This is a genomic window from Burkholderia contaminans (assembly GCF_029633825.1).
GTDB lineage: Bacteria > Pseudomonadota > Gammaproteobacteria > Burkholderiales > Burkholderiaceae > Burkholderia > Burkholderia contaminans.
On record NZ_CP090640.1, the window covers coordinates 2,834,900 to 2,861,372 of the forward strand.

The window sequence follows — 26,473 nt, forward strand, 5'->3', positions numbered from 1 at the left end:
GCCAGCGCCCGCCCTGCAGTATCGAGAGACGCCGCGTGACCGGTCATCCACCGGCAACGCGGCGCTTTCCTTTTCCATGGATCGCGGCTGCGCGCGTCGCGCGGCCGCACGTTTGATCGAAGGTTGTTCCAGTCATGTCACGTCTGAAGGTTCTTTACGGTTTTCATGCGGTGACCGCACGTTTGCGGCACGATGCATCGACGGTTGCGGAGGTGCTGTACGACCAGACGCGCCGCGACCGCCGCATGCAGGACTTCCTGCACACCGCGAAGGAAGCGGGCGTGCGGCTGATCGCGGCCGATGAAACGCGCCTGTGGGGCCTCGCGCATACCGAGCGTCACCAGGGCGTCGTGGCGCGTGTCGAGGACATCCCGCTCGCGCAGAACCTGTCCGAACTGCTCGACGGCATCCAGGGCCCCGCGCTGCTGCTGGTGCTTGATGGTGTCACCGATCCGCACAACCTCGGCGCGTGCCTGCGTGTCGCCGATTCGGCTGGCGCGCATGCGGTGATCGCGCCGCGCGACCGCGCGGTCGGCCTGAATGCCACCGCGGCCAAGGTGGCGAGCGGCGCGGCGGATACGGTGCCGTACATCACGGTGACGAACCTCGCCCGTGCGCTGCGCGAGCTGAAGGACGCCGGCGTGTGGATCATCGGCACGTCGGACGAGGCATCGGCGACGCTCTACGAAACGAAGCTCGACGGTCCCGTCGCGCTCGTGATGGGCGCGGAAGGCGAAGGCATGCGCCGGCTGACGCGCGACACCTGCGACGAAGTGATGAGCATTCCGATGGCCGGCAGCGTGGAAAGCCTGAACGTGTCGGTCGCGAGCGGCGTGTGCCTGTACGAAGCCGTGCGCCAGCGGCGCGTGAAGGGCTGACGCAGCCCGTCCCGCGCACCCTGCGCGGGCCTTGAATGACCCGAACGACGCGTGCCGCGATCCGATGCGGCACGCGGCTCTCCGGAGCTCGCGACCGATGATCCTGTTACGCATTGGTGCATCCTGCGCCGCGCTGTGCCTGGTGGCGGCCTGTACGTCGCCGTCGCTCGTCGAACGCGGTACCTACTACGCCGACACGAGCCTGCACGCGCGCGGCGCCGATTCGCGGGTCCGCTTTCTCGTGATGCATTACACCGAAAGCGACGAGGCGAAATCGCTGCGCACGCTGACGGGCGATGCAGTCAGCGTGCATTACGTCATCCCGCCGCAGCCGCGCATCGAGCGCGGGATGCCGGTGGTCTACCAGCTCGTTCCGGAATCGAATCGCGCATGGCACGCGGGTGTCAGCGCGTGGCAGGGCACGACCGAGCTGAATGCGGTGTCGATCGGCATCGAGAACGTGAACCGCGGGCCGCTCGATCCGCAAAACCGCACCTGGCAGCCCTATCCGCCCGAACAGGTCGCGGCGCTGACCCGACTGTCGAAGGATATCGTCGCGCGCTACGGGATTCCGCCCACGCGCGTGGTCGGGCACAGCGACATCGCGCCGCAACGCAAGATCGATCCGGGGCCGCTGTTTCCGTGGCATGCGCTGGCCGAGGCCGGCGTCGGTGCGTGGCCGGACGAGGCGACCGTGACTGCGCGGCTCGGCGGTCGTGATCCGCATGCGCCGGTCGACGTGCGCGAACTGCAGCTCAAGCTCGCGCGCTACGGCTACGACGTGGCCACCGATGGCGTGCTCGACGCACGCACGCGACGCGTGTTCGCGGCGTTCCAGATGCATTTCAGGCCGTCCGACTATGCGGGCAACCCGGATGCCGAAACCGATGCGATTGCGCAGGCATTGCTCGACAAGTACTTCGCCGGCACGCAACCGGCGGACAACGCGTCCGCAGCGGGCGCGCCCTGAATCCGCGGTGCCCGGCACGCCGAAATGAGCGGGCCGTCATCCGAGTCCGGTAAACTGGCGGTTTTCCGCAATCCCGCAGCATTACCACTCCATGACTCAAGACGAACTCAAACGCCTCGTCGGCCAGGCCGCCGCTGATTACGTGATCCAGAACGTGCCGGAAGGCGCCGTGATCGGTGTCGGCACCGGCTCGACCGCCAACTGCTTCATCGACGCGCTCGCCGTCGTCAAGGCGCGCTATCGCGGCGCCGTGTCGAGCTCCGTCGCCACGACCGAACGCCTGAAGTCGCACGGCATCAAGGTGTTCGACCTGAACGAGGTCGACTCGCTGCAGGTGTACGTCGACGGCGCCGACGAGATCGACGCGAGCGGCGCGATGATCAAGGGCGGCGGCGGCGCGCTGACGCGCGAGAAGATCGTCGCGTCGGTGGCCGATACGTTCGTCTGCATCGCGGACGCCAGCAAGCGCGTGCCGGTGCTCGGCGCGTTCCCGCTGCCGATCGAAGTCGTGCCGATGGCGCGCACGGCGATCGGCCGGCGCGTGACCGCGCTCGGCGGTGTGCCGGTGCTGCGCGTGACGAAGGACGGTGCACCGTACATCACGGACAACGGCAACGAGATCATCGACGTGAAGGGCCTGCAGATCGCCGATCCGCGCGGTTTCGAAGCGCAGGTGAACGCATGGCCGGGCGTCGTGACGGTCGGCCTGTTCGCCGAGCGCGGTGCGAATCTGTGCTTGCTCGGCACGGAAAACGGCGTTGAAACGATCGTGTATTCGGCCAATTGAAAGATAAGACAAGCAGTCCGTAATGAAATGCCGCACGTCGTAATGGACTGAATGTTTAAATCTTGTGGAAATCGGGGCCCGGTAGGCGCAATGCGCTTCCCGGGCCTTATTTTTAGCCGTATAAATCACCCCGTCAAAAAGAGGGATAACCCTGTCAGGTGTTTACCAGATAGCGAAATATCCTCGAACTCATCAACTTATAGATCATAAGAACAGTCGTAACCAGGGCCGGCGGAACTGCGGAGCAGGTGTTCGCAAATCGACGCACGGGGAGGTGTCATGGAGCAGGGCAAAGACCGGTCACTGGTCGCCAAAGTGATGGATGGGCTTGTCTCGGGTATCGTCGAGGACAAGTACGGCGGCATCTTGCCGCCGCAGGACGTGCTGTCGAAAGAGTTCGATGTGAGTCGCACCGTGATGCGGGAAGCGCTATCGATGTTGCTTGCACGCGACATGCTCGACGTGCGTCCGAAAGTCGGCACGCGCGTGCGGCCGATGCGCGACTGGCGGATGATCGACGAAGACGTGGTGAGCTGGCGATTCCGGGCGAAACCCGATCCGCAGTTCATGCGCGACGTCATCGAATTCCGGATGCTGATCGAACCGCGTGCGACCGCGCAGGCGGCGGTGCGTGCGACGGCTGCCGACATCGCTGGCATCCGCGAAGCGTTCGATGCGTTCAAGGTGCTGCAGCCGGGCGACGCCGGCTACGACACGGCGGACGAGTTGCTGCATACGCGGATCGTGCAGGCGAGCGGCAACCAGTTCTTCCAGCAGATGGCGGCGATCGTGCGCGGTGCAGTGCGTCTCGTGAATCCGCGTGTCGTGCAGAAGGAAGGTGCACACGACATCGTCGTGAAGGCGCATGCACGTGTGGTCGACGCGATCGAGCGTCGCGATCCGCGCGAAGCCGAAGCCGCTTCGCTCGCGCTGATCGATTTCAGCGCCGACGAGATCTCGCGCGATTTCTCCGTCGACGTGCCCATGCGCGCCTGACGCTGCGCGAGTCGCTCATCCGTGTGCCGCCGGGCCGTTTATCATGACGGCCGGCCGGCAGCGTGCCGGCTACCGTCATACGACCGACACGGACGATCAGGATGAACGACAACGACCAACGCACGGTGCGCTTCGGCATCATTGGCGCAGGCAGCATCGCGCGCCGTTTCGCACAAAGCCTCGCGCACGTGCCGGGCGCCACGCTCGCCGGTGCCTGGGCCCGCCGCGCCGATGCCGCGGCAGACTTTTGCGAAGCGTACGGCGGTACGCCTGCCGCAAGCCTCGACGCACTCCTCGCGAGCGATATCGACGCGATCTACATCGCGACGCTCCATGACAGTCACGCGCAGTACACGCTGGCCGCGCTTGCTGCCGGCAAGGCCGTGCTGTGCGAAAAGCCTGCGACGCTGAACACGGCGCAGCTCGACACCGTGCTGCGTGCGGCACGCGACGCCGGGCGGCTTTTCATGGAGGCGATGAAGCCGCCGTTCTTCCCGCTGTACCGTCAGTTGCGCGCGCATCTGCATGACGATCCGATCGGCGAGATCCGGCTCGTGCGGGCAGGGTGCGCGTCGTCGTCGGTACCGGACGACCATTCCGTCTATCGCCTCGATCGCGCGGGCGGCGCACTGCTCGATATCGGGATCTACGAGGCGTTTCTCGCGGTCGACTGGCTCGGCGCGGCGCTCGACGTGCAGACGCTCGGCCGCGTCGGGGCAACGGGCGTCGACCTGTTCGCGAGCCTGAACAGCGTGCACGCGAACGGCGGGATCGCGCAGATTTTTTGCGGGCTCGACGTGATGGGCCGCGGCGACGCGTTGATCGCTGCGCCCGGCGGCCACGTGACGATTCACGAGAAGTGGTGGAACCCGGCGCGCGCGACGATCCGGTATGCGGATGGGCGCACCGTCGAACTCGACGCACCGGTCGACGGCGGCGGGCTGAACTACGAGACCGCTCACTTCTGCGACCTGCTGCGCGCGGGCAAGATCGAAAGCCCGATCATGACGCACGACCATTCGCGGCAGATGATCGCGATGACCGATGCCGCGCGAGCGGCGCTCGGCGTGCGTTATTCGGGCGAGTAAGCGGGAGGGCGGGAGCCGGACACGCGCGAGTGGCCCCGCGGACGGCGTGCGCTCAGTGCCGCGTGGGCAGCGACAGGCGTTTTTCGTACCAGCGCTGCACCCATTCGAGGACCTGGCACAGGATCCAGTACACGGCGGCGGCGGCCAGGTAGAGCGGCAGCGGCTGATAGGTCGCCGCGATCACTTCCTGCGCGCTGCGCAGCAGTTCGGTCACGGTGATCACGGACACGAGCGACGTGTCCTTGATCAGGCTGATCAGGCTGTTCGACAGGCTGGGCACCGCGATGCGCAGCGCCTGCGGGCCGATTACATAGCGCAGCGTCTGCCCCCACGACAGCCCGAGGCTGTACGCGGCGAGCCACTGGCCGCGCGCGATCCCGTTGATCGCGCCGCGCATGCTTTCCGACATGTAAGCCGCGACGTTCGCAGACAGCGCGATGACGCCGGCGGGCGTCGGATCGAGCGAGATGCCGAGGCTCGGCAGCCCGTAGTAGATGACGAAGATCTGCACGAGCAGCGGCGTGCCGCGCATCAGGCTCACGTACGCGCGTGCCAGCCACGCGAGCGCGTTGACCCAGATGCGTTCGAAGCCGTCGAGCGCTTCGCTTTGCCGGATGCCCATCATCGCGAGCACGACGGCGCCAAGCAGGCCGAACACCATCGACAGCACGGCGAACTTGACGGTCAGTACGGCACCCTGGGCGAGCACCGGCAGCGATTGGACGAGCAGGGACGTTGTCGACATGGAATACGAAGCGAATGCGTGCGCGAAAGCGCAATCATAAACCGGACCGATAAAACAAAGGGCGGCATCGTTGCGGATGCCGCCCTTTCCGGCCCGCCGTCAGGCGGGAAATGCAGGCGTGCTTACTTGATCGGCTTCGTCACGTCGATGCCGAACCACTTGTCCGAGATCTTCGTGAAGGTGCCGTCGGCCTCGAGTTGCGCCATCGCATCGTCGATCGCTTTCTGGAACTTCGGGTTGCCCTTCTTGAACGGGATGCCCGACGGGTTCGCCGAACCGACGTTCGCGCCCGGGCGCAGCGGCAGTTGCGAGTTCTTCGTCAGGTACGCGAGCATCAGGCGGTCGTTGAGCGCCGCGTCGAGACGGCCGGCCGCGAGATCGCGCAGGTACTCGGGCGCGCCAGGGTACGTCTTCACGTCGATGCCCGGTACCGACTTCGCCATGTCCATATAGTTCGTGCCGAGCGCGACGCCGAGCTTCTTGCCTTTCAGGTCTTCAAGCGACTTGAAGTCACGCGTGTCATCCTTGCGCTGGATCAGTTGCGCGGACGAGTACGTGTACGCCGGCGAGAAGTCGAGCGTTTCCTTGCGCTTGTCGGTGATGCCGACCTGGTTGGCGATCACGTCGAACTTGCCGGCCTGCAGGCCCGCGATGATGCCGCTCCATTCGGTCGTCACGAATTCGGCCTTCACGCCGAGCTTCGCGGCCACGGCCTTCGCGATGTCGACGTCGAAGCCGACGAGTTCGCCTTGCGGGTTCTTCGAGTTGAACGGCGGGAACGTGCCTTCGAGGCCGACTCGCAGCGTGCCGCGTTGTTTCACCTGGTCGAGGAGGTCGGCCGCATGCGCGGTGGCGGCGGCGAACGACGTGCCGATCAGGCCGGCAACCAGCAGCTTCTTCAGCAGCGCAATCTTCATCGTGTGTTTCCTTGCCCTGTCCGGGTTATTGATTCTGATAACGGGCCGATGATAGCAAAAATGCAATCGACCAATAAATAGCGTTTGTTTATGCCTATATTACGCGGTGCGGTCGCGGGCGACGGCCTTCACGCATTCCGCGACGAGCGCGGGGCCACGGTAGATGAACCCCGTGTAGAGCTGCACCAGCGCCGCGCCGGCCGCGAGCTTCGCCCGGGCATCCTCGCCCGAGAAAATGCCGCCGACGCCGATGATCGGCACTTCGCTGCCGACTTCGGCGTGCAGCTTGCGGATCACTTCGTTCGACGCATCGAACACGGGGCGGCCCGACAGGCCGCCGGCTTCGTCAGCATGCGGCAGTCCCTGGACGGCCGCGCGCGACAGCGTCGTGTTGGTGGCAATGACCGCCTCGATCTTGTGGCGCAGCAGCGTGTCGCCGATTTCCTTGACCTGTTCGTCGTCGAGATCGGGTGCGATTTTCAGCGCGAGCGGCACGAGCTTGCCGTGCAGGTCGGCGAGGCGTTGCTGCTTGTCCTTCAGCGCCGCGAGCAGCGCGTCGAGTTCGCCCGCACCCTGCAGCTGGCGCAGGTTCTTCGTGTTCGGCGACGAGATGTTGATCGTCACGTAGCTCGCGAACGGGTACACGCGTTCGAGGCAGTACAGGTAATCCTCGGCGGCGCGCTCGATCGGCGTATCGGCGTTCTTGCCGATATTCAGGCCGAGGATGCCGCGATAGCGGGCAGCCTGGACGTTCTTCACGAACTGGTCGACGCCGTGGTTGTTGAAGCCCATCCGGTTGATCAGTGCTTCGGCCTGCGGCAGGCGGAACATGCGCGGGCGCGGGTTGCCGGGCTGCGGGCGCGGCGTGACCGTACCGACCTCGATGAAGCCGAAGCCGAGCGCCGCAAGGCCGTCGATGGCCGCGCCGTCCTTGTCGAGGCCGGCCGCGAGGCCGACCGGGTTGCGGAACGTGAGCCCCATCACGGTGCGCGGTGCGTCGGGCACGCGGGCCGACAGCGCGCAGGCAAGGCCCGTGCGGCCGGCCGCGCCGAGCGCGCGCAGCGTGAGGTGGTGAGCGTCTTCCGCATCCATCTTGAACAGGGATGCGCGGGCCAGCGGATAGAGGGAACTGAACACGGGAATAGGGCGGACAGCCGGAATGAATGACAACCCGCTATTTTACCGGGAGTTGGGCGGCAGGGGCACGCTTCGCTTCGTCACCCCCGCGGGGCGTGCGTCAGCCCGAGCCGGAATGCCCGCCCGGCAACGGCGCACGGGCCAGCGCCGCGTCGACGGGCGGCAGGTCGATCCGTTCCGGATCGAGTATCTTCCAGCGGCCGTCGATCAGCCCTTCGAGCGGGTGGAAGTTCGCCTTGTAGGCCATCTTCGGACTCTCGCGGATCCAGTAGCCGAGGTACACGTAGGGCAGGCCGAGGCTTTTCGCCTGCTCGATCTGCCACAGGATGTTGTAGGTGCCGTAGCTCGTGTGCTGGTCGTCGGGCTCGAAGAACGTATAGACGGACGACAGCCCGTCGCCGAGGATGTCGATCATGCTGACCATGCGCAGCTTCCCGGGCTCGCCGCCCGGGGCGTCGAGGTCGCGGAATTCGACGAGGCGCGAGTTGATCCGGCTCTGCAGCAGGAATTGCTCGTACTGGTCGCGGCTGTCGCGATCCATGCCGCCGCCCGCGTGGCGCGCGGACTGGTAGCGCATGTAGAGCGCGTAGTGCTCTTCGTCGTAGTGCAGCGGCGAAACCGTCGCGACGAGCGAGCGGTGCCGCTTCCACATCCGGCGCTGCGTGCGCGACGGCGCGAATGCGTCGACGGGGACGCGCACCGGCACGCAGGCTCGGCAGCCGTCGCAGTACGGGCGATACGTGAAGACGCCCGAGCGCCGGAAGCCGGCCTTCACGAGCTCGGTGTAGATGTCGGAGTTGATCAGGTGGCTCGGCGTCGCGACTTGCGAGCGCGCGACGCGGCCGTCCAGATAGCTGCACGGATAGGGCGCCGTTGCATAGAATTGCAGCGCCGAAAGCGGTGAAAGCGGCAGCTCAGTCGGGTGAGTCATGGGCAGCTCTCGTTGCAGGGAGGGAGTGCCGCGCTAGCGCTCGATTCCGGAGGGGGCCGCCGTTCCGGCGCGGCTCGTCAGCGCGGCGAGCACGCGCTTGTCGAACTGCCACGGAATCGGCGGTTCGGCTACCGCGCTGCGCACGTGAGCGACAAAGGCCTTGCGTGCGATCTCGCGGCCGCCGAGCGACGCTAGATGCGACGTATTCTGCTGGCAGTCTATCATTTCCAGCCCCTGCTCGCGAAGGTGGGCGACGAGCGTGGCCAGCGCGATTTTCGACGCATCGGTCGCGTCCGCATACATCGATTCGCCGAAAAACATCCGCCCGAACGACACGCCGTACAGGCCGCCGACGCGCCGCCCGTCGTGCCAAGTCTCGATGCTGTGCGCGTTGCCGGAGCGGTAGAGCGACGTGTACGCGTCGATGATTTCGGCCGTGATCCACGTGCCGCGCTGCCCGCGCCGCGGCGCCTGCGCGCACGCGCGCATGACACCCGGAAAGTCGTGGTCGACGCGCACTTCCCATTCGGGCTCGCGCAGCACGCGCTTCAGCGTCTTGCGCAGCGAAGGCGATACCTTGAATTCCGCCGGCACGAGGATCATGCGCGGGTCGGGGCTCCACCACAGCACGGGCTGGCCGTCCGAATACCACGGGAAGATGCCGCGCAGGTATGCGTCGATGAGGCGCGATGGCAGCAGGTCGGCACTCGCGGCGAGCAGCCCCGGCGCGCCGGTCGCGGGACCGAGCGCGCGCTCGATGGGCGGAAACGGATCGTCCGGGCCGAGCCAGGGGACCATGGGGCGGGGGCTCAGCCGTTGCGCAGCGAGCGGAAGATATCGCCGGTGTGCACGCCGTAGTCGCCCGTGGCGCGATCGGCGAAGAAGAATCGCAGGGTCTGGCTGACGGTCGGGAACGCGATTTCGTCCCACGGGATGTCGGCTTCGTCGAACAGCTTCACTTCGAGGCTTTCCTCGCCGGCCTCGAACGCCGGATCGGTGAGCCGCGCGAGGTAGAACAGGTGGACCTGGTGCACGTGCGGCACGTTGAGCAGCGTGAACAGGTTCTGCACCTCGACGCGCGCGCCGGCTTCCTCGAGCGTCTCGCGTGCGGCGGCTTCGGCCGTCGTCTCGCCCATTTCCATGAAGCCGGCGGGCAGCGTCCAGAACCCGTAGCGCGGTTCGATCGCGCGGCGGCACAGCAGGATCTGGTCGCCCCAGACCGGGACCGTGCCGACGACGTTGCGCGGATTCTGGTAGTGGATCGTGCCGCAGTGATCGCAGACGAAGCGCTCGCGGTTGTCGCCCTGAGGAATGCGCGCGATGACTTCGTGACCGCAGACGGAGCAGAATTTCATGTCGAGTGGAAGGGACGAGGTGATGCGAGTGTATCACCGGGGCGCGGCATTCTTGAACGCCTGCGCGTGCAGGCCGCGTGTCGCGCGAAGCAGGGAGGGATGTGCGGCGGGAAAACAAAAAGCCCGGCGCTGGGCCGGGCTTTTTGCATCATTCTGGACGTTGGTTGCGGGGGTAGGATTTGAACCTACGACCTTCGGGTTATGAGCCCGACGAGCTGCCAGACTGCTCCACCCCGCGTCCGTCGAAGAAATGAATTATAAGGAGTAACCCGAATGCGTGCAAGCGTTTTCTGACAATTTCTTGTCGCTGCTTGTGGGGCCGGTACGGCAGGTGCGTGCGCTAGAATCGAGCGGTTTGTTTCGTTTCTTCGCCAGCGGGGCCGTGCGGGATCGCTTCGGCGCTGTTGCCGCTCTCATTACTGTATCGACGGATTCATGGACATCGCTCACGATCTGCAATCGATCGGCGCGCAGGAACAGGCGCTTGTATTTCCCCATTTCGACCCGGCCCGTGCGTGGGCACTCGGGAACCGGATGCACGCGCTCGCGACGTCGCGCGGCCATGCGATCGCGATCGACATCGTCACGTTCGGCCAGCCGCTGTTCTATGCGGCGCTTGCTGGCGCCACGCCCGACAATGCCGACTGGGTACGCCGCAAGCGCAACGTCGTCGCGCATTTCCGCCGCAGCTCGTACGCCATCGGCCTGCGCATGCAGCAGGCCGGCGCGACGCTCGTCGACAAGCACGGGCTGCCGATCGCCGAATATTCGCCTCACGGCGGCTCGTTTCCGCTGACAGTCGCCGGTGCCGGCGTGATCGGCTCGATCACTGCGTCGGGGCTGCCGCAGCGCGCGGACCACGAATTCGTCGTCGAGGCGCTGTGTGCCGAGCTCGGCCACGACTACGCCGTGCTGGCCCTCGCCAGGAGCTGAGCGATGCAACTGCCCGGTTACGCATGGCTCGCGATCGCGATCGTTGCGGAAGTGATCGGCACGTCGGCGCTGCGCGCGGCGGACGGTTTCACGCGCCTCTGGCCGTCGTTGCTGGTCGTCGCCGGCTACGGTATCGCGTTCTACTGCCTGTCGATCACGTTGCGCACGATGCCCGTCGGCATCATCTATGCAGTCTGGTCGGGCGCCGGCATCGTGCTGATCACGCTCGTTGCGATGCTGCTCTATCGCCAGGTGCCGGACCTGCCGGCCGTGATCGGCCTTGGCCTGATCATCGCCGGCGTCGTGGTGTTGAACCTGTTCTCGAAGATGCAGGCGCACTGAGCGTGCGACTGCCATTTGCCGGATGACCCTCATGACCGAATCGACTTCCGCGGCCGTTTCCGCCGAATCCACTCAGCCCGACGTGCGCGCGACTGTCGCGAACCGCATCGGCTTTCTCGAACTGAACCGGCCGAAGGCGCTGAACGCGCTGTCGGTCGGCATGATCCGGCTGATGCAGCAGGCGCTCGACGCGTGGCGCGACGATCCCGAAGTCGTCGCGATCGTCGTGCACAGCCCGCATCCGCGCGCATTCTGCGCGGGCGGCGATGTGCGTTTCTTCCACGAAGCGTGGCAGCGCGGCGACCGCGATGCGGTCGACACGTTCTTCGTCGAGGAATACACGCTCAACCACACGATCTTCACGTATCCGAAGCCCTATATCGCGCTGATGCACGGTGTCGTGATGGGGGGCGGCATGGGAATTTCGCAGGCGGCGCGGCATACGGGCGGCCTGCGTGTCGTGACCGACTCGACGAAGATGGCGATGCCGGAAACGCGTATCGGCCTGTTCCCGGACGTCGGGATGAGCTGGTTCCTCGCGCGCACGCCCGGCGCGATCGGTCGCTATCTCGCCGTGACCGGCGCGACGCTCGACGCGGCCGGCGCGCTGTACGCGCAGCTCGCCGACGTCTATCTGCCCGATGCCGAGCTGCCGGCGCTGCTCGACACGCTGCGTACCGCGCACATCGACAGCGGCGAGCATGCGGTCGCGTGCGTGGCCGATGCGGCGGCCGCACACAAGGTCGTGCCGACGCCTGACACGTCGGCGCTAGCCGACGCGCGTGCAGGGATCGACCGGCATTTCGCACACCCGGACATCGGCGCGATCCTCGCGTCGCTCGACGCCGAGCCGGATTGCGCGGCCGTCGACGGATGGGTCGAGAAGGCGACCCATGCGATGCGTGAACAACTGTCGCCGCTGTCGATGGCCGTATCGCTGGAAGTCGTCGAACGTGCACGTGGCGCAACGATGGCCGATTGCCTGCGGCGCGATCTCGATCTCACGCGCTCGACGTTCGCGCGCGGCGACGTGATCGAAGGCGTGCGCGCGCTGATCGTCGACAAGGACCACCAGCCGGCCTGGCGCTTCAAGTCGTCCGCCGATATCGACCGCGCGGACGTGCTCGCGATGTTCGACAGCCCGTGGACGCCGGACACGCATCCGCTGCGGAAACTGCAGGACTGACGTCAGTCGGACTGACCGAAGCGCGCGCTGGAAACGAAAAGGCCGCCTGCATGTGCAGGCGGCCTTTTTCATGGGTGTCGACCGGTTCGTGGTCGAAGGGCGTAGCGCTTGTCTACGCGTTATTCGTCGCCTGCGTTGTCCGACATGAACGCGCGCATGAACACGAGTGCGCCGAAGCCCCATACCGCGTTTGCCGCGAAGCCGGCCGCGAGCACGGGCATCATGTTGCCCGTCGGCCAGATGCCGCGCAGCGGATCGATCGCGAACACGCGGGCGGCCGTCAGCACGATGCCGCCAAATACCAGCGCGCCGATCCACGAGGCCTCGCGTTCCGGCGACACGCGCAGCAGCCACGCCATCGGGATCGCGCAGCACGCGCTGATCAGCGCATTCGCGACAAATTCAGGAATGCCGAGCGGCGCGAACGGCTGCGTGGAGAAGCCGGTTGCGGCGATCAGGTCGGCCGTATGAAGGAGTGCGAGCGTGGCTTCGCGGAAGAACAGGGCGGCCAGGAAGCCGGACAGGAATGGCAGGATGACTTTCTGCATCGATGAGTGCACCGCAGGCGCGCACGGCCGGGGCCGCGCGCGCGGAGTTATTCGGATAGGTGCGCCATTATAGGGCCCGCCCGCCGCGATATTCGCTCCAGCGTCGTGCTAATCACGAAAGCGGAAAACCTAAGCTAAAAAAAATCGTTCCAAAGCCCTGCACCGATCCCTAGACTGATTTCCCAGAAACAGCCGTGCAATCGCGTCCTCGCCCGCTGCACGGCCTGACCGGCGAACCATCCCGATTCGAACGCACACCATGCATGCGCCGCGCATCCGCGACGCGAGCAGGGCGATGTTTTTTCCAAATTCCGGCAAGGACAGTCAAGCAGGAGCAGCAGATGAATGTGTTCTGGTTTATCCCCACGCATGGCGACAGCCGCTATCTCGGTACGGCCGAAGGTGCGCGCGCCGCGGATTACGACTACTTCAAGCAGGTCGCAGTGGCCGCCGACACGCTCGGCTACGAGGGCGTGCTGCTGCCGACCGGTCGTTCCTGCGAGGATGCGTGGGTCGTTGCGTCGAGCCTCATCTCGGCGACGCAGCGCCTGAAATTCCTGGTCGCGATCCGTCCCGGCATCGCATCGCCGGGGCTGTCGGCGCGGATGGCCGCGACGTTCGACCGCCTGTCGGGCGGCCGCCTGCTGATCAACGTCGTGACGGGCGGCGATGCCGCCGAGCTAGAAGGCGACGGCCTGTTCGCGGATCACGACACGCGTTATGAAATCACCGACGACTTCCTGAACATCTGGCGCGGGCTGCTGTCCGCGTCGCACGACAATGGCGGTTTCGACTACATCGGCAAGCATCTGCAGTCGAAGGGCGGCAAGGCACTGTATCCGCCCGTGCAGCGTCCGCATCCGCCGCTGTGGTTCGGCGGCTCGTCGCCGGCTGCGCACGAGATCGCGGCCGACCACATCGACACCTACCTGACCTGGGGCGAACCGCCCGAGGCCGTCGCGAAGAAGATCGCCGATATTCGCGCACGTGCCGAGGCGCGCGGCCGCAAGATCAAGTTCGGCATTCGTCTGCACGTGATCGTGCGCGAGACCGAGGACGAAGCATGGCGCGACGCCGAGCGCCTGATCAGCCGCCTCGACGACGAAACCATCGCACGCGCGCAGAAGGCGTTCGCGAACATGGATTCCGAGGGCCAGCGCCGGATGGCCGCGCTGCACGGCGGCAAGCGAGGGGGCCGCGAGGCGCTCGAGGTGTACCCGAACCTCTGGGCCGGCGTCGGCCTCGTGCGCGGCGGCGCGGGCACCGCACTCGTCGGCAATCCGGAGCAGGTCGCCGAGCGCATGCGCGAATACGCCGATCTCGGCATCGAGACCTTCATCCTGTCCGGCTATCCGCACCTGGAGGAGTCGTATCGTTTCGCGGAACTCGTATTCCCGCTGATCAAGGGCACCGGCGCGACGAAGGCCACCGGCCCGCTGTCGGGCCCGTTCGGCGAGATCGTCGGCAACAGCTATCTGCCGAAAGCGGCCCAGAGCTGAGCGACAGGAGGCCTGCGATGACAACGAAAACGTCCACCACGGGCGCTGCCCTGGCCGCCCGCGCATGGCGCGGCGTCGCGCCATGGCTCGTGCCGCTCGCGCTGCTGGCGGCATGGGAAGTCGGCGCGCGGATCGGCTGGCTGTCGACCCGCGTGCTGCCCGAGCCCGTGGCGGTCGTGCGCGCGGCCTGGTCGCTCGTGACGTCGGGTGAAATGTGGGCGAACGTGAAGGTCAGCACCTGGCGCGCGCTGTTCGGTTTCGCGATCGGTGGCGGCGTCGGCCTAGCGCTGGGGCTCGCGACCGGCTTGTCGAAGGCGGCCGAGGTCGCGCTCGATTCGACGATCCAGATGATCCGCAACATCCCGGCGCTCGCGATGATTCCGCTCGTGATCCTGTGGTTCGGCATCGACGAGAAGGCGAAGCTGTTCCTCGTTGCGCTCGGGGTGTTCTTCCCGGTCTACATCAACACGTATCACGGGATCCGCTCGGTCGACGCGAACCTGATCGAGATGGCGAAGAGCTACGGCGTACGCGGCTTCGCGCTGTACCGCGACGTGATCCTGCCCGGTGCGTTGCCGTCGATTCTCGTCGGTGTGCGCTTTGCGCTCGGGCTGATGTGGGTGATGCTGATCGTCGCGGAAACGATCTCCGCGCAGTCGGGTATCGGTTACATGACGATGAACGCGCGTGAATTCCTGCAGACCGACGTGGTGGTGGTCGGCATCCTGCTGTACGCGGTGCTCGGCAAGCTGGCCGACGTGCTGGCGAAATGGCTCGAACGCGTGACGCTGCGCTGGCACCCCGCTTATCAATCAGGAGCAAAGGCATGAATGCGACGACTTCGGCGGCCGCCTACGGCCCGCTCGCCGGCGCAGACCTCGAGGCCGAACTGGCGCAGGCGCGTGTCGCGGACGGCGACGCGCGTGACGCAGCGGTTCTCGAACGTGACGGCAGCGCATCCATCGTTCCGCTCGCGCGGCGACGGCCAGGCAGCCCGGCTCCCGACGATGCCGTGACGCTGTCGGGCGTCAGCAAGCGCTTCGGGGCACGCACGGTGCTCGACAACGTCGAACTCGGCATCGCGCGCGGCAGTTTCGTCGCAATCGTCGGCCGCAGCGGCTGCGGGAAATCGACGCTGCTGCGTCTCGTTGCGGGACTCGAGCAGCCGAGCAGCGGCACGCTTCAGGCGCGCGGCGAGGGCGGCGGCGAACTCGATACGCGAATCATGTACCAGGATGCGCGCCTGCTGCCGTGGAAAACCGTGCTGCAGAACGTGATGCTGGGCCTCGGGCGCGGCGCGCGCGACCAGGCGCGCGCGGTTCTCGATGAAGTCGGCCTGCTGGAACGCGCGAACGACTGGCCCGCGCAACTGTCGGGCGGCCAGCGGCAGCGTGTCGCACTGGCCCGTGCGCTCGTGCACCGGCCCCAACTGCTGTTGCTCGACGAGCCGCTCGGCGCGCTCGACGCGCTGACCCGCATCGAGATGCACGCGCTGATCGAGCGGTTGTGGCGCGAGCATCGATTCACCGCGCTCCTCGTCACGCACGACGTGCAGGAGGCCGTTGCGCTCGGCGATCGCATCCTGCTCATCGAGCAGGGGCGGGTGGCGCTGGATCAGCCGGTGCCGCTCGACCGGCCGCGCGCCCGCGCGTCGGCCGCGTTTGCGGCGCTCGAGGATCGCGTGCTGAAACGCGTACTCGCCGGCGGGCCCGGTGCGGCCGACCACGACGCACCGCATGAGGCAGACAACGTTCGACCGGTCGGGCAGATCCGCTGGGCCGTTTAAATCCGGGCGGCAGCAGCCGCCCGTTCTGAGATCCTTTTCTTCGGAGCGATCAACCTGATGAGCATCACCGCAATCAACGTACGTAACCAGTTCAAGGGCAAGGTCAAGGAGATCATTCGCGGATCGGTGGTCTCCGAGGTCGACGTCGAGACGCCGTTCGGCATCGTCACGTCGGTGATCACGACCCGTTCGGTTGACGAACTCGAACTGAAGGTGGGCGCGGAAGTCGTCGCGCTCGTGAAATCGACCGAAGTATCGATCGCGCGCCTCTGAGCCCGCGTGTCCTGAACCGGCGCGGCGCCGCGGGCAACCTGCCCGTTGGCGCCGCCTGGCATTTGCGCAGCGCGTTTGCCTTGGTATTCGACGTCGGGACGAAGTGCTAGGATGGAGCGACACCGATGCCGGAGGGCAACGCATGACCCCCATCCTTTCCCCCGAAGCCATCGAGGCGCTGAAATGGATCGACCAGTTCGGTGAAAGCCGGCCGGTTCCCGCTGCGTTCGACGACGTCATCTACGCGTTGCTGAACGAGGGGCTGATCTACCAGGCGGCGGCAGACCGGGTCGACCTGACGGCCGATGGCAAATCCTTTTTGTCCGACGAATACGATTGAGCGCACGGCGCCGGCCGCGCGGGCGGCCAGGCGCCGCGTCGCCACGGAGCGTGCGATGGAACCGAGAGGCAGCGACCTCGGCGATTTCAGCGAGCCGTACCGCGGCTTCGAAATCGAGGTGAAGACCGAGCAGGTCTGGGACGGCGAGCATGCGCATTACCGTGTGCTGCAGGGCGATGCGGTGCGGATCGACTGGCGGCTCGTCAAGGTCGACGGGATACTGCTGACCGAACGACGCGTGATCGAGCGCGTGCTCGACGAGGCGCGGCGGGCGGTCGATGCGGAGCTGGGCGAGGGGTAGCCTGCATGGCGGGCAGGCGCGGCCCGTCTTGCGGTAAAATAACGGGTTGTTTCCGCGCCGTCTGGCCTGTTGCCCGAAATCCATGTCCGTACCGTCCTCGCTTCCTCCCCGCCGCGTATCCGTCGCGCCCATGCTCGACTGGACCGACCGCCATTGCCGGTCGTTCCACCGTACGCTGACGCGCGACACGTGGCTGTATACGGAGATGATCACGACGGGCGCGCTGCTGTTCGGCGATGCCCAGCGGCATCTCGCGTTCACGCCTAACGAATCGCCGGTCGCGCTGCAGTTGGGCGGCAGCGAGCGGGACGATCTCGCGCGCGCAGCGAAGCTCGGCGAGCAGTGGGGCTACGACGAGATCAACCTGAATTGCGGATGCCCGTCCGAGCGCGTGCAGCGCGGCGCGTTCGGCGCGTGCCTGATGAACGAGCCGCAGCTCGTCGCCGACTGCGTGAAGGCGATGCGCGATGCGGTGTCGGTGCCGGTCACGGTCAAGCACCGGATCGGTGTCGACGCGGTCGAGGACTACGCGTTCGTGCGCGACTTCGTCGGCACGGTGGCCGAGGCGGGCTGCGAGACGTTCGTCGTGCATGCGCGCAATGCGATCCTGCAGGGGCTGTCACCGAAGGAGAATCGCGAGATCCCGCCGCTCAAGTACGACTATGCGTATCAGCTGAAGCGCGATTTTCCGTCGCTCGAGATCGTCATCAACGGCGGCATTACGACGCTCGACGAAGTGGCGCAGCATCTCGAGCATGTCGATGGCGTGATGCTCGGCCGTGAGGCGTATCACAACCCGTACGTGCTCGCGGAGGTGGATACGCGCTTCTACGGATCGACCGCAGCGGTGCCGACGCGCGAAGAGGCCGAGGCGAAGCTGATCGAATACTGCGCGGCCGAACTGAAGCGCGGGACCTACCTCGGCGCGATCGTGCGACACGCGCTCGGGCTGTATCGCGGCATGCCCGGTGCACGCGGCTGGCGTCGTGTGCTGTCCGACAACAAGAAGCTCGCGCGTGCTGATCTGGCCGTGTTCGACGAGGCGCGCGCGCATCTGAACGAGGCCGAAGAAGTTTTTGAAAAAAAAGCTTTGCAAGATTCAAAAGTGTTCGTATAATCTTGTTCTTCGCTGCTGAAACACAAACGCAGCGAAGAACAAAAAGCAGTAACAGTGGTGGCTGTAGCTCAGTTGGTAGAGTCCAGGATTGTGATTCCTGTCGTCGTGGGTTCGAGTCCCATCAGCCACCCCAAAGAATTCCAAGCGGTATCAAGTTGTTAAAAACGGCACTGTCCCAAAAGACAGTGCCGTTTTTGTTTTGGAATTCCATAATCGGGAATTACAGGCCTCGTCGCTTTACGATCTTCATTCGATCGTTGTGCCGTCCGCGTAACCGACCAACAACACGACACTCTGGTCTTTGTTCCGTGATCGTGAGCTTGGTCGAATCGAGAAACGCCTGGACGAACAGAAACGACGACGACCTCGGCAACGAACAATGCCGCTATACGCACAACCCGCGCTTAACGATCGACCACATTGCTCGCAATCCCCGCCTGAACCGTTCGGGTGTTTCGAAAAACCACCCACGACCACAAAGCGCCACCCGCCACCTTTGCGACGAACTGCAATGCGGCGATCGTCGGAAACACTGCCCCAAACGCAATAAGCGGAAAGACGATGGAGTCGACAGCCGCGCCCGCGACGTTCGCACCGTTGGCGCGCGCCAGTATCGGAAAGCGACGTGCGAGTTGAAATACGATTGCACTTGCCATGGCTGCCGAACCGAACGCAACGAGAGACGCGAGGGCGATTTCCTTGGCAGCGGGATTGAGCGCGTAACTGACTACGCCCGCGGCCGCGATCAACGCAAGCATCCTCGACCAAAGCGCGCGGCCGCGCCAGTCCAGGTGGAGCCGGTCTCGAATCGCGAGATCGAGTCCGATCAGAAAGAACGCGATGATCGGTGTAGCAGCCGGTCCGAAATGAGCGACCATCAGGTTCGCGACAGCGACTGCTGCGATATAGATCAAGACGTACATGATTCCCCTGCAATGAAGAGTGCGCGCTGCGTCGATTCGGAGCCGAAGTTTGCCATACGTGGCTGATTCGACGGACGGGTGCTTCGCTACGAGCAAGCCGGATGGAGCTTCGCACGGTTGGCGGACGGCCAGGGTGGCGAGCGACAGGATATCGTCACTGTGTCGCCGGTTTTCATCAATGGATCTCCGACGCGAGACTGGATGGCCGTATCCCGTCGACGTGATGTTGCGAAGTTTCCTGTCCCGGCTAAGGTTCTTGCGCCCCGTGCCGTTATCTTCCATGGACAGCCCTCGTGCCTCGAATGCTGATCCGTTTTCTTGCCTGCTCGCGTTTCGCGTGAGCAGGCTTTTTTCGTTTTTGGCCGCGCTTTGCGCATGAATGGCGGAACGGGACAGGGATTTGGCGTCAAACGACGGTGCTCAACAATCTTACATTGGTGTAATGTGTCGGCTTCCTCGTGCCCTCATGCTTTGCAGGGCCGTTCGATCCCGACGACCAATGACGAAGTCGGGATTTTTTTGCCTGCATCCCGTTGCACTGGCAACGAGTTGCAGCGACGCCCGGTGGCCCGGCGCCGACATGATCGCGTCAGACGTGAAGAAGACGCGCGCTGGCGAACGTCACGAGCCACTGGGTGGCGAGGGCGCATGCAGGGTACGCGACGATAACGTGCGGAGTACGACGCCTTGATTTCGTCGTCCAGTGACGGGCCGACACGGTATCGTTCGAGCGCAGCGTCGTTGGGGGGGGCATGCGCCAACGTGCGGAATATTTTTGCGGCGAGACGTCCCGATCAAGAGGGCAAGCTGAGTGGGGCCACCGAAGCCGGAAACCCCGGCGCGCTGCGTGAGCAGGATCTCGGGCGACTTCTCGCCGCGGCGCCACTGCAATGACATGACCGACGAGGATTGGGATCGCGCGCTGGCGGACGGCTTCACGAAGCTCGGAAACCGGGATCTGGGGATGAAGGGGGAACTGGCCGGATCGCGCTATCTCGCCGATGGCATTGCTCACGGCAAGACGTGGTCGTCGTTTACGCGTCCGTACAAGATCCGGGCCACCGACCGCATCACGACGGCGGGCAAGGCACGTGCTCGCGACGCCTGTGCGCTCGCAGCCGAGGGCGTGATGACGAACGGGGCCGTTGTGCGGTCGCCGATCATCGTGATGAAGCTCGCGCCGGTTGGGGGCGTTGCGCTCGGACAGTGACGCGATCCGAGCGGCATGCGGGCGAACCAATTGCTGCGGCATTGTCACCAAATGGTGAGTTGCCGCACAGATCGTTGCGCAGCCCACGCTCACAATTTGGCCGGTTGACCGTTCTTCCCCGGCCCGGTCAACCATTTCCCCGCTCGCTCGCGCAGGAGCGGGGGCTTTTTGCCCGTCCGACGCGGGAAGGCTGCGTCGACGGAACCGGACAGGCGTCCGGCGGGCAGCGTGATCGCATCGATTGCGCGCCCCGGCATCCGTTCGCCTGATCCGCACGAATCGCTTTCCTCGTGCCTGAGCGAACCCTCAGGCCCATCGCCGGTTTCGGCCGGTGATGCCTTGGTCCCGGCGGCGCGCAAGCATGCCGCCGGGATATTTTTTGCGCCGGATGCGTTGCATCACATGCCGCACGGCGGGCAGGCCGCTCCGCTCAGCCAGCCTGTTCGACGCTGGTTTCCCATCCGTCGTAATTCCCTCCGAGTGCACGCACTTCGTGGTTGATCGCGATCGTATGGCGCGTGATGTCGGCGAGTGCCATGGTGCCTTCATGTGAAAACCGGACGGCCGACTTGCCGTCCTCGGTGGGCGCAACCGATTCGACCGGATAGCCTTTCGATTCGGCCCAGTCCGCGAACTGATGCGCGTCGCTCGGGTCGGGGAAGTACGCCCAGTGCATCACGCGCCGGCTTATGTCGCTGGCGTCGCCTTTTTTTCGCAACTCATCCAGCACGCGCATGTCGCGCATGATCAGCCAGTCGTCGTCGGTCGGGTAGAGCGTCTGCCAGTACGCTTCCTTGTCCGGATCGTCCTGGTGCGCGTACTGCAGTGCGTAAGTCGTCTGATCGGCCAGCGCGTCGACGATCTCCGTCGCTGCCTCTTCGTCGAACGGCACGTAGAAAAGGAAATCGCGATGGCCGTCGACGGTGATGCGGCCGACCTGCACGCCACCTTTCGCGGTGATCGTGGCGTCGAGCAGATCCTCGATCTGCGCGAGACCGGCGAATTCGTCGCTGGTCGGCAGGCCTTCCTGCGTCGGATGCGCAAAGGGGACGCGCACGCTGAGCAGCGATGTGCGCGGATCGCCTTCGGCGATTTCCGCAAAGCCGTGGTTGAAGCTGATGAAAGCCTGATGGTCGCCCATTCTGGCAGGGAAGGTTCCCCAGGCGTCAGTCATGTGTTTCTCCCGTGCACGATTGTCTGTTGACGGTTGTAAAGCGTCCCAATGTATCATCGAAAATCGCGTGGGCCGAAGGAGCGCACATGATCGCGAGTCTGGGCATCCTGGTGCCGGTCGAAGACGACCGCTTCCGGGCGGTGGTGGATTTCTATCGGTTGGCGCTCGCGCTGCCCGTGCTTGCCGAAGGCGTGTCGGCTGCGGGGAATCCGTGGCATCGCTTTGTCGTGGATGGGGCGACGCTGACCATCCATACGGGTAGCGGTGGCAAGTTTCCGTACCCTGAGTTTCGTCCGACCGGCCATGGCATTGCGCTGGCCATCGAAGTGGCGCATGTCTCGGAAGCCGTCGCGCGACTCGAATCGTGTCGCGTCAGTATCCTGAACGAATGGGACTACGGCGACGGCACGATCGCGATTTCCGTGGCGGATCCGGCGGGAAACGTCTGCGAGATCTGGGGCAGTCCGTGACCGCGCATCGGTATGGCGGACCGCAAAAAATTCGAAGGAGATGCCGATGTCGACGTTTGCGGTGAATGGCGTGCGAATCGATCCGCTCAGCGCGCGCGTGACGCACGTGCGCTGGGCGGCCGTGAATCCGGCTGACCGGTCGTGGGCGGCGACGCCAAGCGAAGCGCCGGTGGCGGACGTGGCGCGTGCACTCGCGTCCGGAAACGATGTCCGCGCAATCTTCTCGGCATCGGACGCCACCGCGATCGGGCCTAGGCTGAAACGCGTGTTGTATCGCGATGCATCGGAAGGTATCGAGCTCGACATCGATGCAACGAACGAGTCGCGCACTTTGCGCGACCTGCCGCAAATCTGACCGGCCCGGCATGCGCCAGCGAGAGCGCGTGCCGCCGCATGAATGGCGGCAGCTGGCCGAATGGCCGCTCGCGCGACGTCGATCGCGAGGAGTAGCATTGGATGACCGTCATGCTGCAACGGCGGTTGCGCCGAACGGTCTGACGGGGCACGTGATATTGAGCGAGCCCGTTTTACCGGAAGCGAATATCGCAAACGCGTACGAGATCATGTCCAGACCGCTCATCGCCCTGTTGGCATCCGATCTTTGTCTCGCGCTGTCGGCTTGCCAGACCGCGCCCGAGCTGCCTCCGCTGCCATCGCCCGACACCGCGTCGGCTGCCGCGGCCGTTCCGGCATCGTCGACGTCCGAGCCGATCCGTGGCGTCGGCCAGGCACCTCATCTGGCAGGGCAGAGTCACTGGGCCATCGGTCAATGCACGACGAACGGCACCGTCAAGGTGTGCAACTGAACATGATCGATGCCGACGAAGCGTGGCCCGTTCCGCGCGGACGAAGGCGCGTTGTCGTGCGTCGTTGCTTACCTTCGTCGATCCCGGTCATTTCCTGTCGACATGCCGCCTGTCTCGGCGCATCGATCGGGTGTCCGACCTCAATGAGCCGGTTGTCGTCGATGTGAGCGATTGCGCGATGAACGACGAAAGCGAAACCTCCGATTCCGGCTGGCGTGTGGATCCCGACGCGGGAACTGTCGTCGGTCAGTTGCCGGTGACGCTGGCGGTCGACGGCCGGAGCCTGAGACGAAGGGCGATCGTGTGCGCGATGCTGGCCGTGGCGACCCTGTGCGGTTATGCGGCTGCTCCGGCGCTATGGCCGGTGGCGGCACTGGCCGTGTTGCTGGCGCTGGCGGGGGCTGCCTTCTTCGTGTCGTCGCGGCGCAGGATGGCGCTGCATGTCGACGAGACGGGCTTCAGGCTGATCGGGGCTTTGCGCGAGCAACCCGTCACGCCGTGGCGCGACGTCACCGAATTCCGGATCATCAGCGTGGCCGGAAATCGCTACATCGGCTATCAGTTCTCGGCGCTTTCATCGCGCAACAAGGTACCGGGTGGCGTGATGCTGCCGATCGCCCGGTTTGCCGATCTGCCGCTCGATGCGGTGGCCGGATTGCTGGAGGCATGTCGTCGGCAGTTCGGCGTACCGGACAACGACACCGACCGAACGGGCCGATGACGCCCGATGCGGGGAACCCACGTGCGCCGATATCCGAGAAAAACAAAAAAATGTCGGGCGCCGTGTCGAATTCCGCCGGGTTCGACCGTCGTAGCATCGGAGGCGTGCGCATCGCGCGTCCGTCCCGATTCCGATACGACAACCGACCGAAGGAGCGACACCCATGTCCACGTCCGTCAAACCGATCCCGGAAGGGATGCGCACACTGACGCCGCACCTGATCTGCGCCGGCGCAGCAGCGGCCATCGACTTCTACAAGCGCGCGTTCAATGCAAGCGAACAGTTTCGCCTGGCGATGCCCGACGGCCGGCTCGCGCACGCGTGCCTCGTGATTGGCGATTCGACACTGATGCTGGTGGATGAAATGCCCGAGCATGGCGCGCTCGGGCCGAAGGCACTGAAAGGCACGCCGGTCTGCCTGCACCTGTACGTGCCGGACACCGACGCGGCGATTGCGAAGGCGGTCGCGGCCGGCGCGACGGTCACGATCCCGGCTGCCGACATGTTCTGGGGCGATCGCTACGGACAGGTCGAGGATCCGTTCGGCCATCGATGGTCGCTCGCGACGCATCAGCGCGACCTGACGCCCGAGCAGATCGCGGAGGCCATGGCCAGCGCGCCGCCGTGCGGAAGCTGATGCAACCACGCAACGGCAGTTGAGCGGCAGGGCGGTGGCAGGCGCTTGCGCCCGGTCCGTCCGCGCTTACGTGCCTGCCGTCTTGCCGCGCTGCTTGTCCTCGTACATCCGTTGATCGGCCGAGGCGAGCAGGTCGGCCACGTCGCGATGGTTTGCGGGATCGTAGTCGACATGCCCGACGCTGAACCGGATGTCATAGCCGCGTGCGTCGGCCGCGTTGCGCAGCGCGAGCGCACGTGTCACGCGTTCGACCGGCTCGGCGACGTCGGCCGGATCGGTGGCGCTCAGCAGCACGACGAATTCGTCGCCGCCAAGCCGGGCGATCACGTCGCTGTCGCGCAGTGCGCCCGTCAGCGTATCGGCGAATGCCTTGAGCGCGCGGTCGCCTTCCGCGTGGCCGAAGCGGTCGTTGATCGACTTGAAATCGTTCAGGTCGAAAAACAGCAGCACCGCGTGACGGTCGAGGCGATCGCACAGGCTCAGCACGTGGCGGGCGAGAATCTCGAAGCCGCGCCGGTTGGTCAGTTGCGTGAGTTCGTCGGTGGTCGCGAAATGCAGCGCGGCGATCTCGCGCTCGGTCATGTGGGCGAGATCGCCGAGCAGCGCGAGTTCGTCGGGTTCGAGCGAGCGCGGCCGCGTGTCGATCAGGCACAGCGTGCCGATGGGTGCGCCGTTCGGCGCCGTGAGCGGTCGACCGGCGTAGAACCGGATGCCGGGCGTGCCGGTGACGAGCGGATTGTCGTGGAAGCGGTTGTCGTTCAACGCATCCTGAATCACCATCGTATTGCCCTCGAGCAGCGCATGGGCGCAGAACGACACGTCGCGCGACGTTTGCGTGACGTCGAGCCCGGCATGGCTCTTGAACCACTGGCGATCGTCGTCGACGAGGCTGACGAGGGCGATCGGCACGTCGAACAGCCTGCGTGCGAGACGCGTCAGGCGATCGAAGCGCTCTTCGGGCGGCGTGTCGAGGATCGAGAGCGAATGAAGCGTATCGAGCCGGGCCGCCTCGTCGGCTGGTTTCGGTGCGATTTGCATGGGCCTGGTCTTTTGTCCCGGCTGCGAGGCCGGTTACAGGATCGTATGTCGGACAGTATCGCGCATTGTTCGGCAGATCGCCACGTTGCACATCCGCCTGCCGGTGGTTTCGCCCCGGCACGAATCGATGCAGATGGGGGGAGAAGCGGGCGTCATGGACCCGCGTTTCGCACCGATGCGCAATCGGAGGCGCGGTACCTCAAGGTGCGCGGTGCAGTGCCGTAAACAGGGCGAGTCCATTCGGTCATCGCTTCTCATCGCTACCCATCGCACCATGGTTCGATTTCTGTACGCGGGCTATCTCGCGTTTGCGCTGTATCTTCTTTATCCGATGGTTCAGAACACGCTGGCATTCGGCGTCGTTTGCGTGAGCAGTGCGCTGCCCGGCGGCTCGCCGACGTCTTCGGCAAGCGGCGCGAGCGGACAGACGAATCGGTGTGCACTGACGACGCACGCCGGTGCGGCGAACGGACGGACGCCCGACATCCATTGAGTGTGGCGGCGCGCTGGCCATTCGGCTGAATTGAGCTTCGCACCGCGCTCGCCGATCATCAGCAGCACGGCGGATCGAACCCGGGGCGAGCGCCCCGCGGCCTGCCTCAGTAGCTGGAGCGGTACGGCGTGCCCTGGTCGAAGCGGCTTTGCCAGTGCGTGAGATAACGCGACGCGAGTTGCGGGTTGTTCCACACCACGACGACGTTCTCGGAATTGCGGCTGGCCGCCGATGCGCTGTAGTTGAACGAGCCCGTTTCGACGTGCTCGGCGTCGATCACGAGGTACTTGTCGTGATGGATCGCATAGGCGTCGATCGTCCGCGTCGGAATGCCGGCGTTGACGAGCAGGTTCAACGCCTGCTTGCTGCTCTTTGCGCGATTGCCCTTGTCGTCGACGACCACCGCGACATTCACACCGCGTCGCTTGGCGGCGAGCAGTGCGCGCGTGACAGGCGGCGACGTGAACGAATACGCGGCGACGCGGATCGAGCTGCGCGCGGCGCCGATCGCTTTTAGCACGAGCGCCTCGGCACCGCCGTCGGGCGAAAACGCCGATTCGACGACCTGTGTCGCGGGTGCTTCGTGGGTGGGGGCCGGCAGCCAACGCGACACGAGGTCGATCGCCTGCTGGAGCAGTGATTCACTTTGCGTCTTGCCGAAGGCGGCGAACGGAGTGGCGAGCAGGGAGGCGGCGAGACAGGCAGCGGCGAGGCGATTGCGCAACAACATCTTGGACAGCGAACAATTTCGAGACAGCGGGCCGTGAGTGTAACGCAGACGTGGCGGCCCGGTCACGCGTGGATGAGACGGGATGCGTCATCGCGATGACCGTGATGGCAGAGGCGGTGACGCAAAGTTGCGTTGTGCAGGA

The 26,473-nt window shown here is 65.4% G+C and carries 33 protein-coding genes and 2 tRNA genes; 23 read left to right on the forward strand and 12 right to left on the reverse strand.

The window, feature by feature from the left end; all coding sequences use genetic code 11:
- Positions 1-134 precede the first annotated feature (134 nt).
- The 5 genes from rlmB to LXE91_RS13220 all read left to right on the forward strand — a co-directional run bounded on the left by rlmB (position 135) and on the right by LXE91_RS13220 (position 4,719).
- A complete protein-coding gene (rlmB, locus tag LXE91_RS13200) occupies positions 135-878 on the forward strand; it encodes a 23S rRNA (guanosine(2251)-2'-O)-methyltransferase RlmB (protein ID WP_039358863.1) in 744 nt (247 codons plus the stop codon).
- 97 nt (positions 879-975) lie between these two features.
- Positions 976-1,848, forward strand: a complete 873-nt coding sequence (locus tag LXE91_RS13205) for an N-acetylmuramoyl-L-alanine amidase (RefSeq protein WP_039358860.1) — start codon at positions 976-978, stop codon at positions 1,846-1,848.
- Positions 1,849-1,939: 91 nt separating this feature from the next.
- A complete protein-coding gene (gene rpiA / locus LXE91_RS13210; RefSeq protein WP_011351848.1) occupies positions 1,940-2,635 on the forward strand; it encodes a ribose-5-phosphate isomerase RpiA in 696 nt (231 codons plus the stop codon).
- 279 nt (positions 2,636-2,914) lie between these two features.
- On the forward strand, positions 2,915-3,631 hold the full coding sequence (locus LXE91_RS13215) for a FadR/GntR family transcriptional regulator (RefSeq protein WP_039358856.1): 717 nt from the start codon (positions 2,915-2,917) through the stop codon (positions 3,629-3,631).
- Between the two features lie 101 nt (positions 3,632-3,732).
- On the forward strand, positions 3,733-4,719 hold the full coding sequence (locus LXE91_RS13220) for a Gfo/Idh/MocA family protein (RefSeq protein ID WP_039358853.1): 987 nt from the start codon (positions 3,733-3,735) through the stop codon (positions 4,717-4,719).
- A 52-nt stretch (positions 4,720-4,771) separates the two neighbouring features.
- Here LXE91_RS13220 and LXE91_RS13225 read toward each other — a convergent pair whose 3' ends face one another.
- From LXE91_RS13225 to LXE91_RS13255, 7 genes are all read right to left on the reverse strand, one after another.
- Complete coding sequence (locus tag LXE91_RS13225; RefSeq protein WP_039358850.1) at positions 4,772-5,464, reverse strand: amino acid ABC transporter permease; 693 nt, start codon at positions 5,462-5,464, stop codon at positions 4,772-4,774.
- A 122-nt stretch (positions 5,465-5,586) separates the two neighbouring features.
- The gene (locus LXE91_RS13230) at positions 5,587-6,381 is read right to left on the reverse strand and encodes a cystine ABC transporter substrate-binding protein (RefSeq protein WP_039358847.1); all 795 of its coding nucleotides are present in this window, start codon (positions 6,379-6,381) and stop codon (positions 5,587-5,589) included.
- 99 nt (positions 6,382-6,480) lie between these two features.
- Positions 6,481-7,518, reverse strand: a complete 1,038-nt coding sequence (locus LXE91_RS13235; RefSeq protein ID WP_039358844.1) for a quinone-dependent dihydroorotate dehydrogenase — start codon at positions 7,516-7,518, stop codon at positions 6,481-6,483.
- A 100-nt stretch (positions 7,519-7,618) separates the two neighbouring features.
- Complete coding sequence (locus LXE91_RS13240) at positions 7,619-8,449, reverse strand: arginyltransferase (protein ID WP_039358841.1); 831 nt, start codon at positions 8,447-8,449, stop codon at positions 7,619-7,621.
- Between the two features lie 33 nt (positions 8,450-8,482).
- Positions 8,483-9,247 (reverse strand): leucyl/phenylalanyl-tRNA--protein transferase, encoded by a 765-nt coding sequence (gene aat, locus LXE91_RS13245; protein WP_039358838.1) that lies wholly within the window; start codon positions 9,245-9,247, stop codon positions 8,483-8,485.
- An 11-nt stretch (positions 9,248-9,258) separates the two neighbouring features.
- Positions 9,259-9,804 carry an NUDIX hydrolase gene (locus tag LXE91_RS13250; RefSeq protein ID WP_039358836.1) on the reverse strand — a complete coding sequence of 182 codons (546 nt, stop codon included), beginning with the start codon at positions 9,802-9,804 and terminating at the stop codon, positions 9,259-9,261.
- Positions 9,805-9,965: 161 nt separating this feature from the next.
- Positions 9,966-10,042: transfer RNA gene (locus LXE91_RS13255), tRNA-Met, on the reverse strand.
- A gap of 197 nt (positions 10,043-10,239) precedes the next feature.
- On the opposite strand from LXE91_RS13255, the gene LXE91_RS13260 reads away from it, so the two are divergent.
- From LXE91_RS13260 to LXE91_RS13270, 3 genes are read left to right on the forward strand one after another with little or no spacing between them, the layout of a single operon-like run.
- Positions 10,240-10,737 (forward strand): heme-degrading domain-containing protein, encoded by a 498-nt coding sequence (locus tag LXE91_RS13260; RefSeq protein ID WP_039358833.1) that lies wholly within the window; start codon positions 10,240-10,242, stop codon positions 10,735-10,737.
- A 9-nt stretch (positions 10,738-10,746) separates the two neighbouring features.
- Positions 10,747-11,079, forward strand: coding sequence for a DMT family transporter (locus LXE91_RS13265; RefSeq protein WP_321200025.1), 333 nt, complete (start codon positions 10,747-10,749; stop codon positions 11,077-11,079).
- A gap of 31 nt (positions 11,080-11,110) precedes the next feature.
- The gene (locus LXE91_RS13270; protein WP_039359033.1) at positions 11,111-12,265 is read left to right on the forward strand and encodes an enoyl-CoA hydratase/isomerase family protein; all 1,155 of its coding nucleotides are present in this window, start codon (positions 11,111-11,113) and stop codon (positions 12,263-12,265) included.
- Between the two features lie 119 nt (positions 12,266-12,384).
- Here the strand turns inward: LXE91_RS13270 and LXE91_RS13275 are convergent, their stop codons facing one another.
- Positions 12,385-12,813 (reverse strand): hypothetical protein, encoded by a 429-nt coding sequence (locus tag LXE91_RS13275; protein WP_039358828.1) that lies wholly within the window; start codon positions 12,811-12,813, stop codon positions 12,385-12,387.
- Positions 12,814-13,154: 341 nt separating this feature from the next.
- On the opposite strand from LXE91_RS13275, the gene ssuD reads away from it, so the two are divergent.
- From ssuD to LXE91_RS13315, 8 genes are all read left to right on the forward strand, one after another.
- Positions 13,155-14,312: an FMNH2-dependent alkanesulfonate monooxygenase gene (gene ssuD, locus LXE91_RS13280; RefSeq protein ID WP_039358826.1), complete on the forward strand. Its 1,158-nt coding sequence runs from the start codon at positions 13,155-13,157 to the stop codon at positions 14,310-14,312.
- A 17-nt stretch (positions 14,313-14,329) separates the two neighbouring features.
- Positions 14,330-15,142: an aliphatic sulfonate ABC transporter permease SsuC gene (ssuC, locus tag LXE91_RS13285; protein WP_039358823.1), complete on the forward strand. Its 813-nt coding sequence runs from the start codon at positions 14,330-14,332 to the stop codon at positions 15,140-15,142.
- On the forward strand, positions 15,139-16,098 hold the full coding sequence (locus LXE91_RS13290; protein WP_039358820.1) for an ATP-binding cassette domain-containing protein: 960 nt from the start codon (positions 15,139-15,141) through the stop codon (positions 16,096-16,098). Before ssuC ends, LXE91_RS13290 begins: the two co-directional genes overlap by 4 nt.
- A 57-nt stretch (positions 16,099-16,155) precedes the next feature.
- Positions 16,156-16,371 carry a TOBE domain-containing protein gene (locus tag LXE91_RS13295; protein ID WP_006476104.1) on the forward strand — a complete coding sequence of 72 codons (216 nt, stop codon included), beginning with the start codon at positions 16,156-16,158 and terminating at the stop codon, positions 16,369-16,371.
- A gap of 142 nt (positions 16,372-16,513) precedes the next feature.
- Positions 16,514-16,711, forward strand: a complete 198-nt coding sequence (locus LXE91_RS13300) for a hypothetical protein (protein WP_039358814.1) — start codon at positions 16,514-16,516, stop codon at positions 16,709-16,711.
- Between the two features lie 55 nt (positions 16,712-16,766).
- Positions 16,767-17,012: a hypothetical protein gene (locus LXE91_RS13305; RefSeq protein WP_011351864.1), complete on the forward strand. Its 246-nt coding sequence runs from the start codon at positions 16,767-16,769 to the stop codon at positions 17,010-17,012.
- A gap of 130 nt (positions 17,013-17,142) precedes the next feature.
- Positions 17,143-18,129, forward strand: coding sequence for a tRNA dihydrouridine(20/20a) synthase DusA (gene dusA / locus LXE91_RS13310; protein WP_039358811.1), 987 nt, complete (start codon positions 17,143-17,145; stop codon positions 18,127-18,129).
- A gap of 57 nt (positions 18,130-18,186) precedes the next feature.
- Positions 18,187-18,262, forward strand: a tRNA-His gene (locus LXE91_RS13315).
- Between the two features lie 271 nt (positions 18,263-18,533).
- Here the strand turns inward: LXE91_RS13315 and LXE91_RS13320 are convergent.
- A complete protein-coding gene (locus LXE91_RS13320) occupies positions 18,534-19,334 on the reverse strand; it encodes a VUT family protein (protein ID WP_223274370.1) in 801 nt (266 codons plus the stop codon).
- A gap of 565 nt (positions 19,335-19,899) precedes the next feature.
- Here LXE91_RS13320 and LXE91_RS13325 point away from each other — a divergent pair.
- Positions 19,900-20,262, forward strand: coding sequence for a hypothetical protein (locus LXE91_RS13325; RefSeq protein WP_176731172.1), 363 nt, complete (start codon positions 19,900-19,902; stop codon positions 20,260-20,262).
- Positions 20,263-20,692: 430 nt separating this feature from the next.
- Here LXE91_RS13325 and LXE91_RS13330 read toward each other — a convergent pair whose 3' ends face one another.
- The gene (locus LXE91_RS13330) at positions 20,693-21,436 is read right to left on the reverse strand and encodes a DUF695 domain-containing protein (RefSeq protein WP_039358809.1); all 744 of its coding nucleotides are present in this window, start codon (positions 21,434-21,436) and stop codon (positions 20,693-20,695) included.
- An 86-nt stretch (positions 21,437-21,522) separates the two neighbouring features.
- Between LXE91_RS13330 and LXE91_RS13335 the strand changes: the two genes are divergently transcribed.
- The 5 genes from LXE91_RS13335 (at position 21,523) to LXE91_RS13355 (ending at position 24,070) form a co-directional block, all read left to right on the forward strand.
- Complete coding sequence (locus LXE91_RS13335; RefSeq protein ID WP_039358806.1) at positions 21,523-21,906, forward strand: VOC family protein; 384 nt, start codon at positions 21,523-21,525, stop codon at positions 21,904-21,906.
- Positions 21,907-21,952: 46 nt separating this feature from the next.
- Complete coding sequence (locus tag LXE91_RS13340) at positions 21,953-22,261, forward strand: phosphatidylserine/phosphatidylglycerophosphate/cardiolipin synthase (protein WP_039359025.1); 309 nt, start codon at positions 21,953-21,955, stop codon at positions 22,259-22,261.
- A gap of 208 nt (positions 22,262-22,469) precedes the next feature.
- Positions 22,470-22,712, forward strand: a complete 243-nt coding sequence (locus LXE91_RS13345) for a hypothetical protein (RefSeq protein ID WP_039358804.1) — start codon at positions 22,470-22,472, stop codon at positions 22,710-22,712.
- Between the two features lie 178 nt (positions 22,713-22,890).
- Positions 22,891-23,433, forward strand: a complete 543-nt coding sequence (locus LXE91_RS13350) for a hypothetical protein (RefSeq protein ID WP_039359022.1) — start codon at positions 22,891-22,893, stop codon at positions 23,431-23,433.
- Positions 23,434-23,596: 163 nt separating this feature from the next.
- The gene (locus LXE91_RS13355; RefSeq protein WP_027787493.1) at positions 23,597-24,070 is read left to right on the forward strand and encodes a VOC family protein; all 474 of its coding nucleotides are present in this window, start codon (positions 23,597-23,599) and stop codon (positions 24,068-24,070) included.
- Positions 24,071-24,136: 66 nt separating this feature from the next.
- Here LXE91_RS13355 and LXE91_RS13360 read toward each other — a convergent pair whose 3' ends face one another.
- Positions 24,137-25,108 (reverse strand): GGDEF domain-containing protein, encoded by a 972-nt coding sequence (locus LXE91_RS13360; RefSeq protein WP_039358800.1) that lies wholly within the window; start codon positions 25,106-25,108, stop codon positions 24,137-24,139.
- Between the two features lie 274 nt (positions 25,109-25,382).
- Between LXE91_RS13360 and LXE91_RS13365 the strand changes: the two genes are divergently transcribed.
- Entirely contained in the window at positions 25,383-25,601 is a 219-nt protein-coding gene (locus LXE91_RS13365; protein WP_076841741.1) for a hypothetical protein, read from the forward strand.
- A 106-nt stretch (positions 25,602-25,707) separates the two neighbouring features.
- Here the strand turns inward: LXE91_RS13365 and LXE91_RS13370 are convergent, their stop codons facing one another.
- Complete coding sequence (locus LXE91_RS13370) at positions 25,708-26,331, reverse strand: phospholipase D family nuclease (protein ID WP_039358796.1); 624 nt, start codon at positions 26,329-26,331, stop codon at positions 25,708-25,710.
- Positions 26,332-26,473 lie beyond the last annotated feature (142 nt).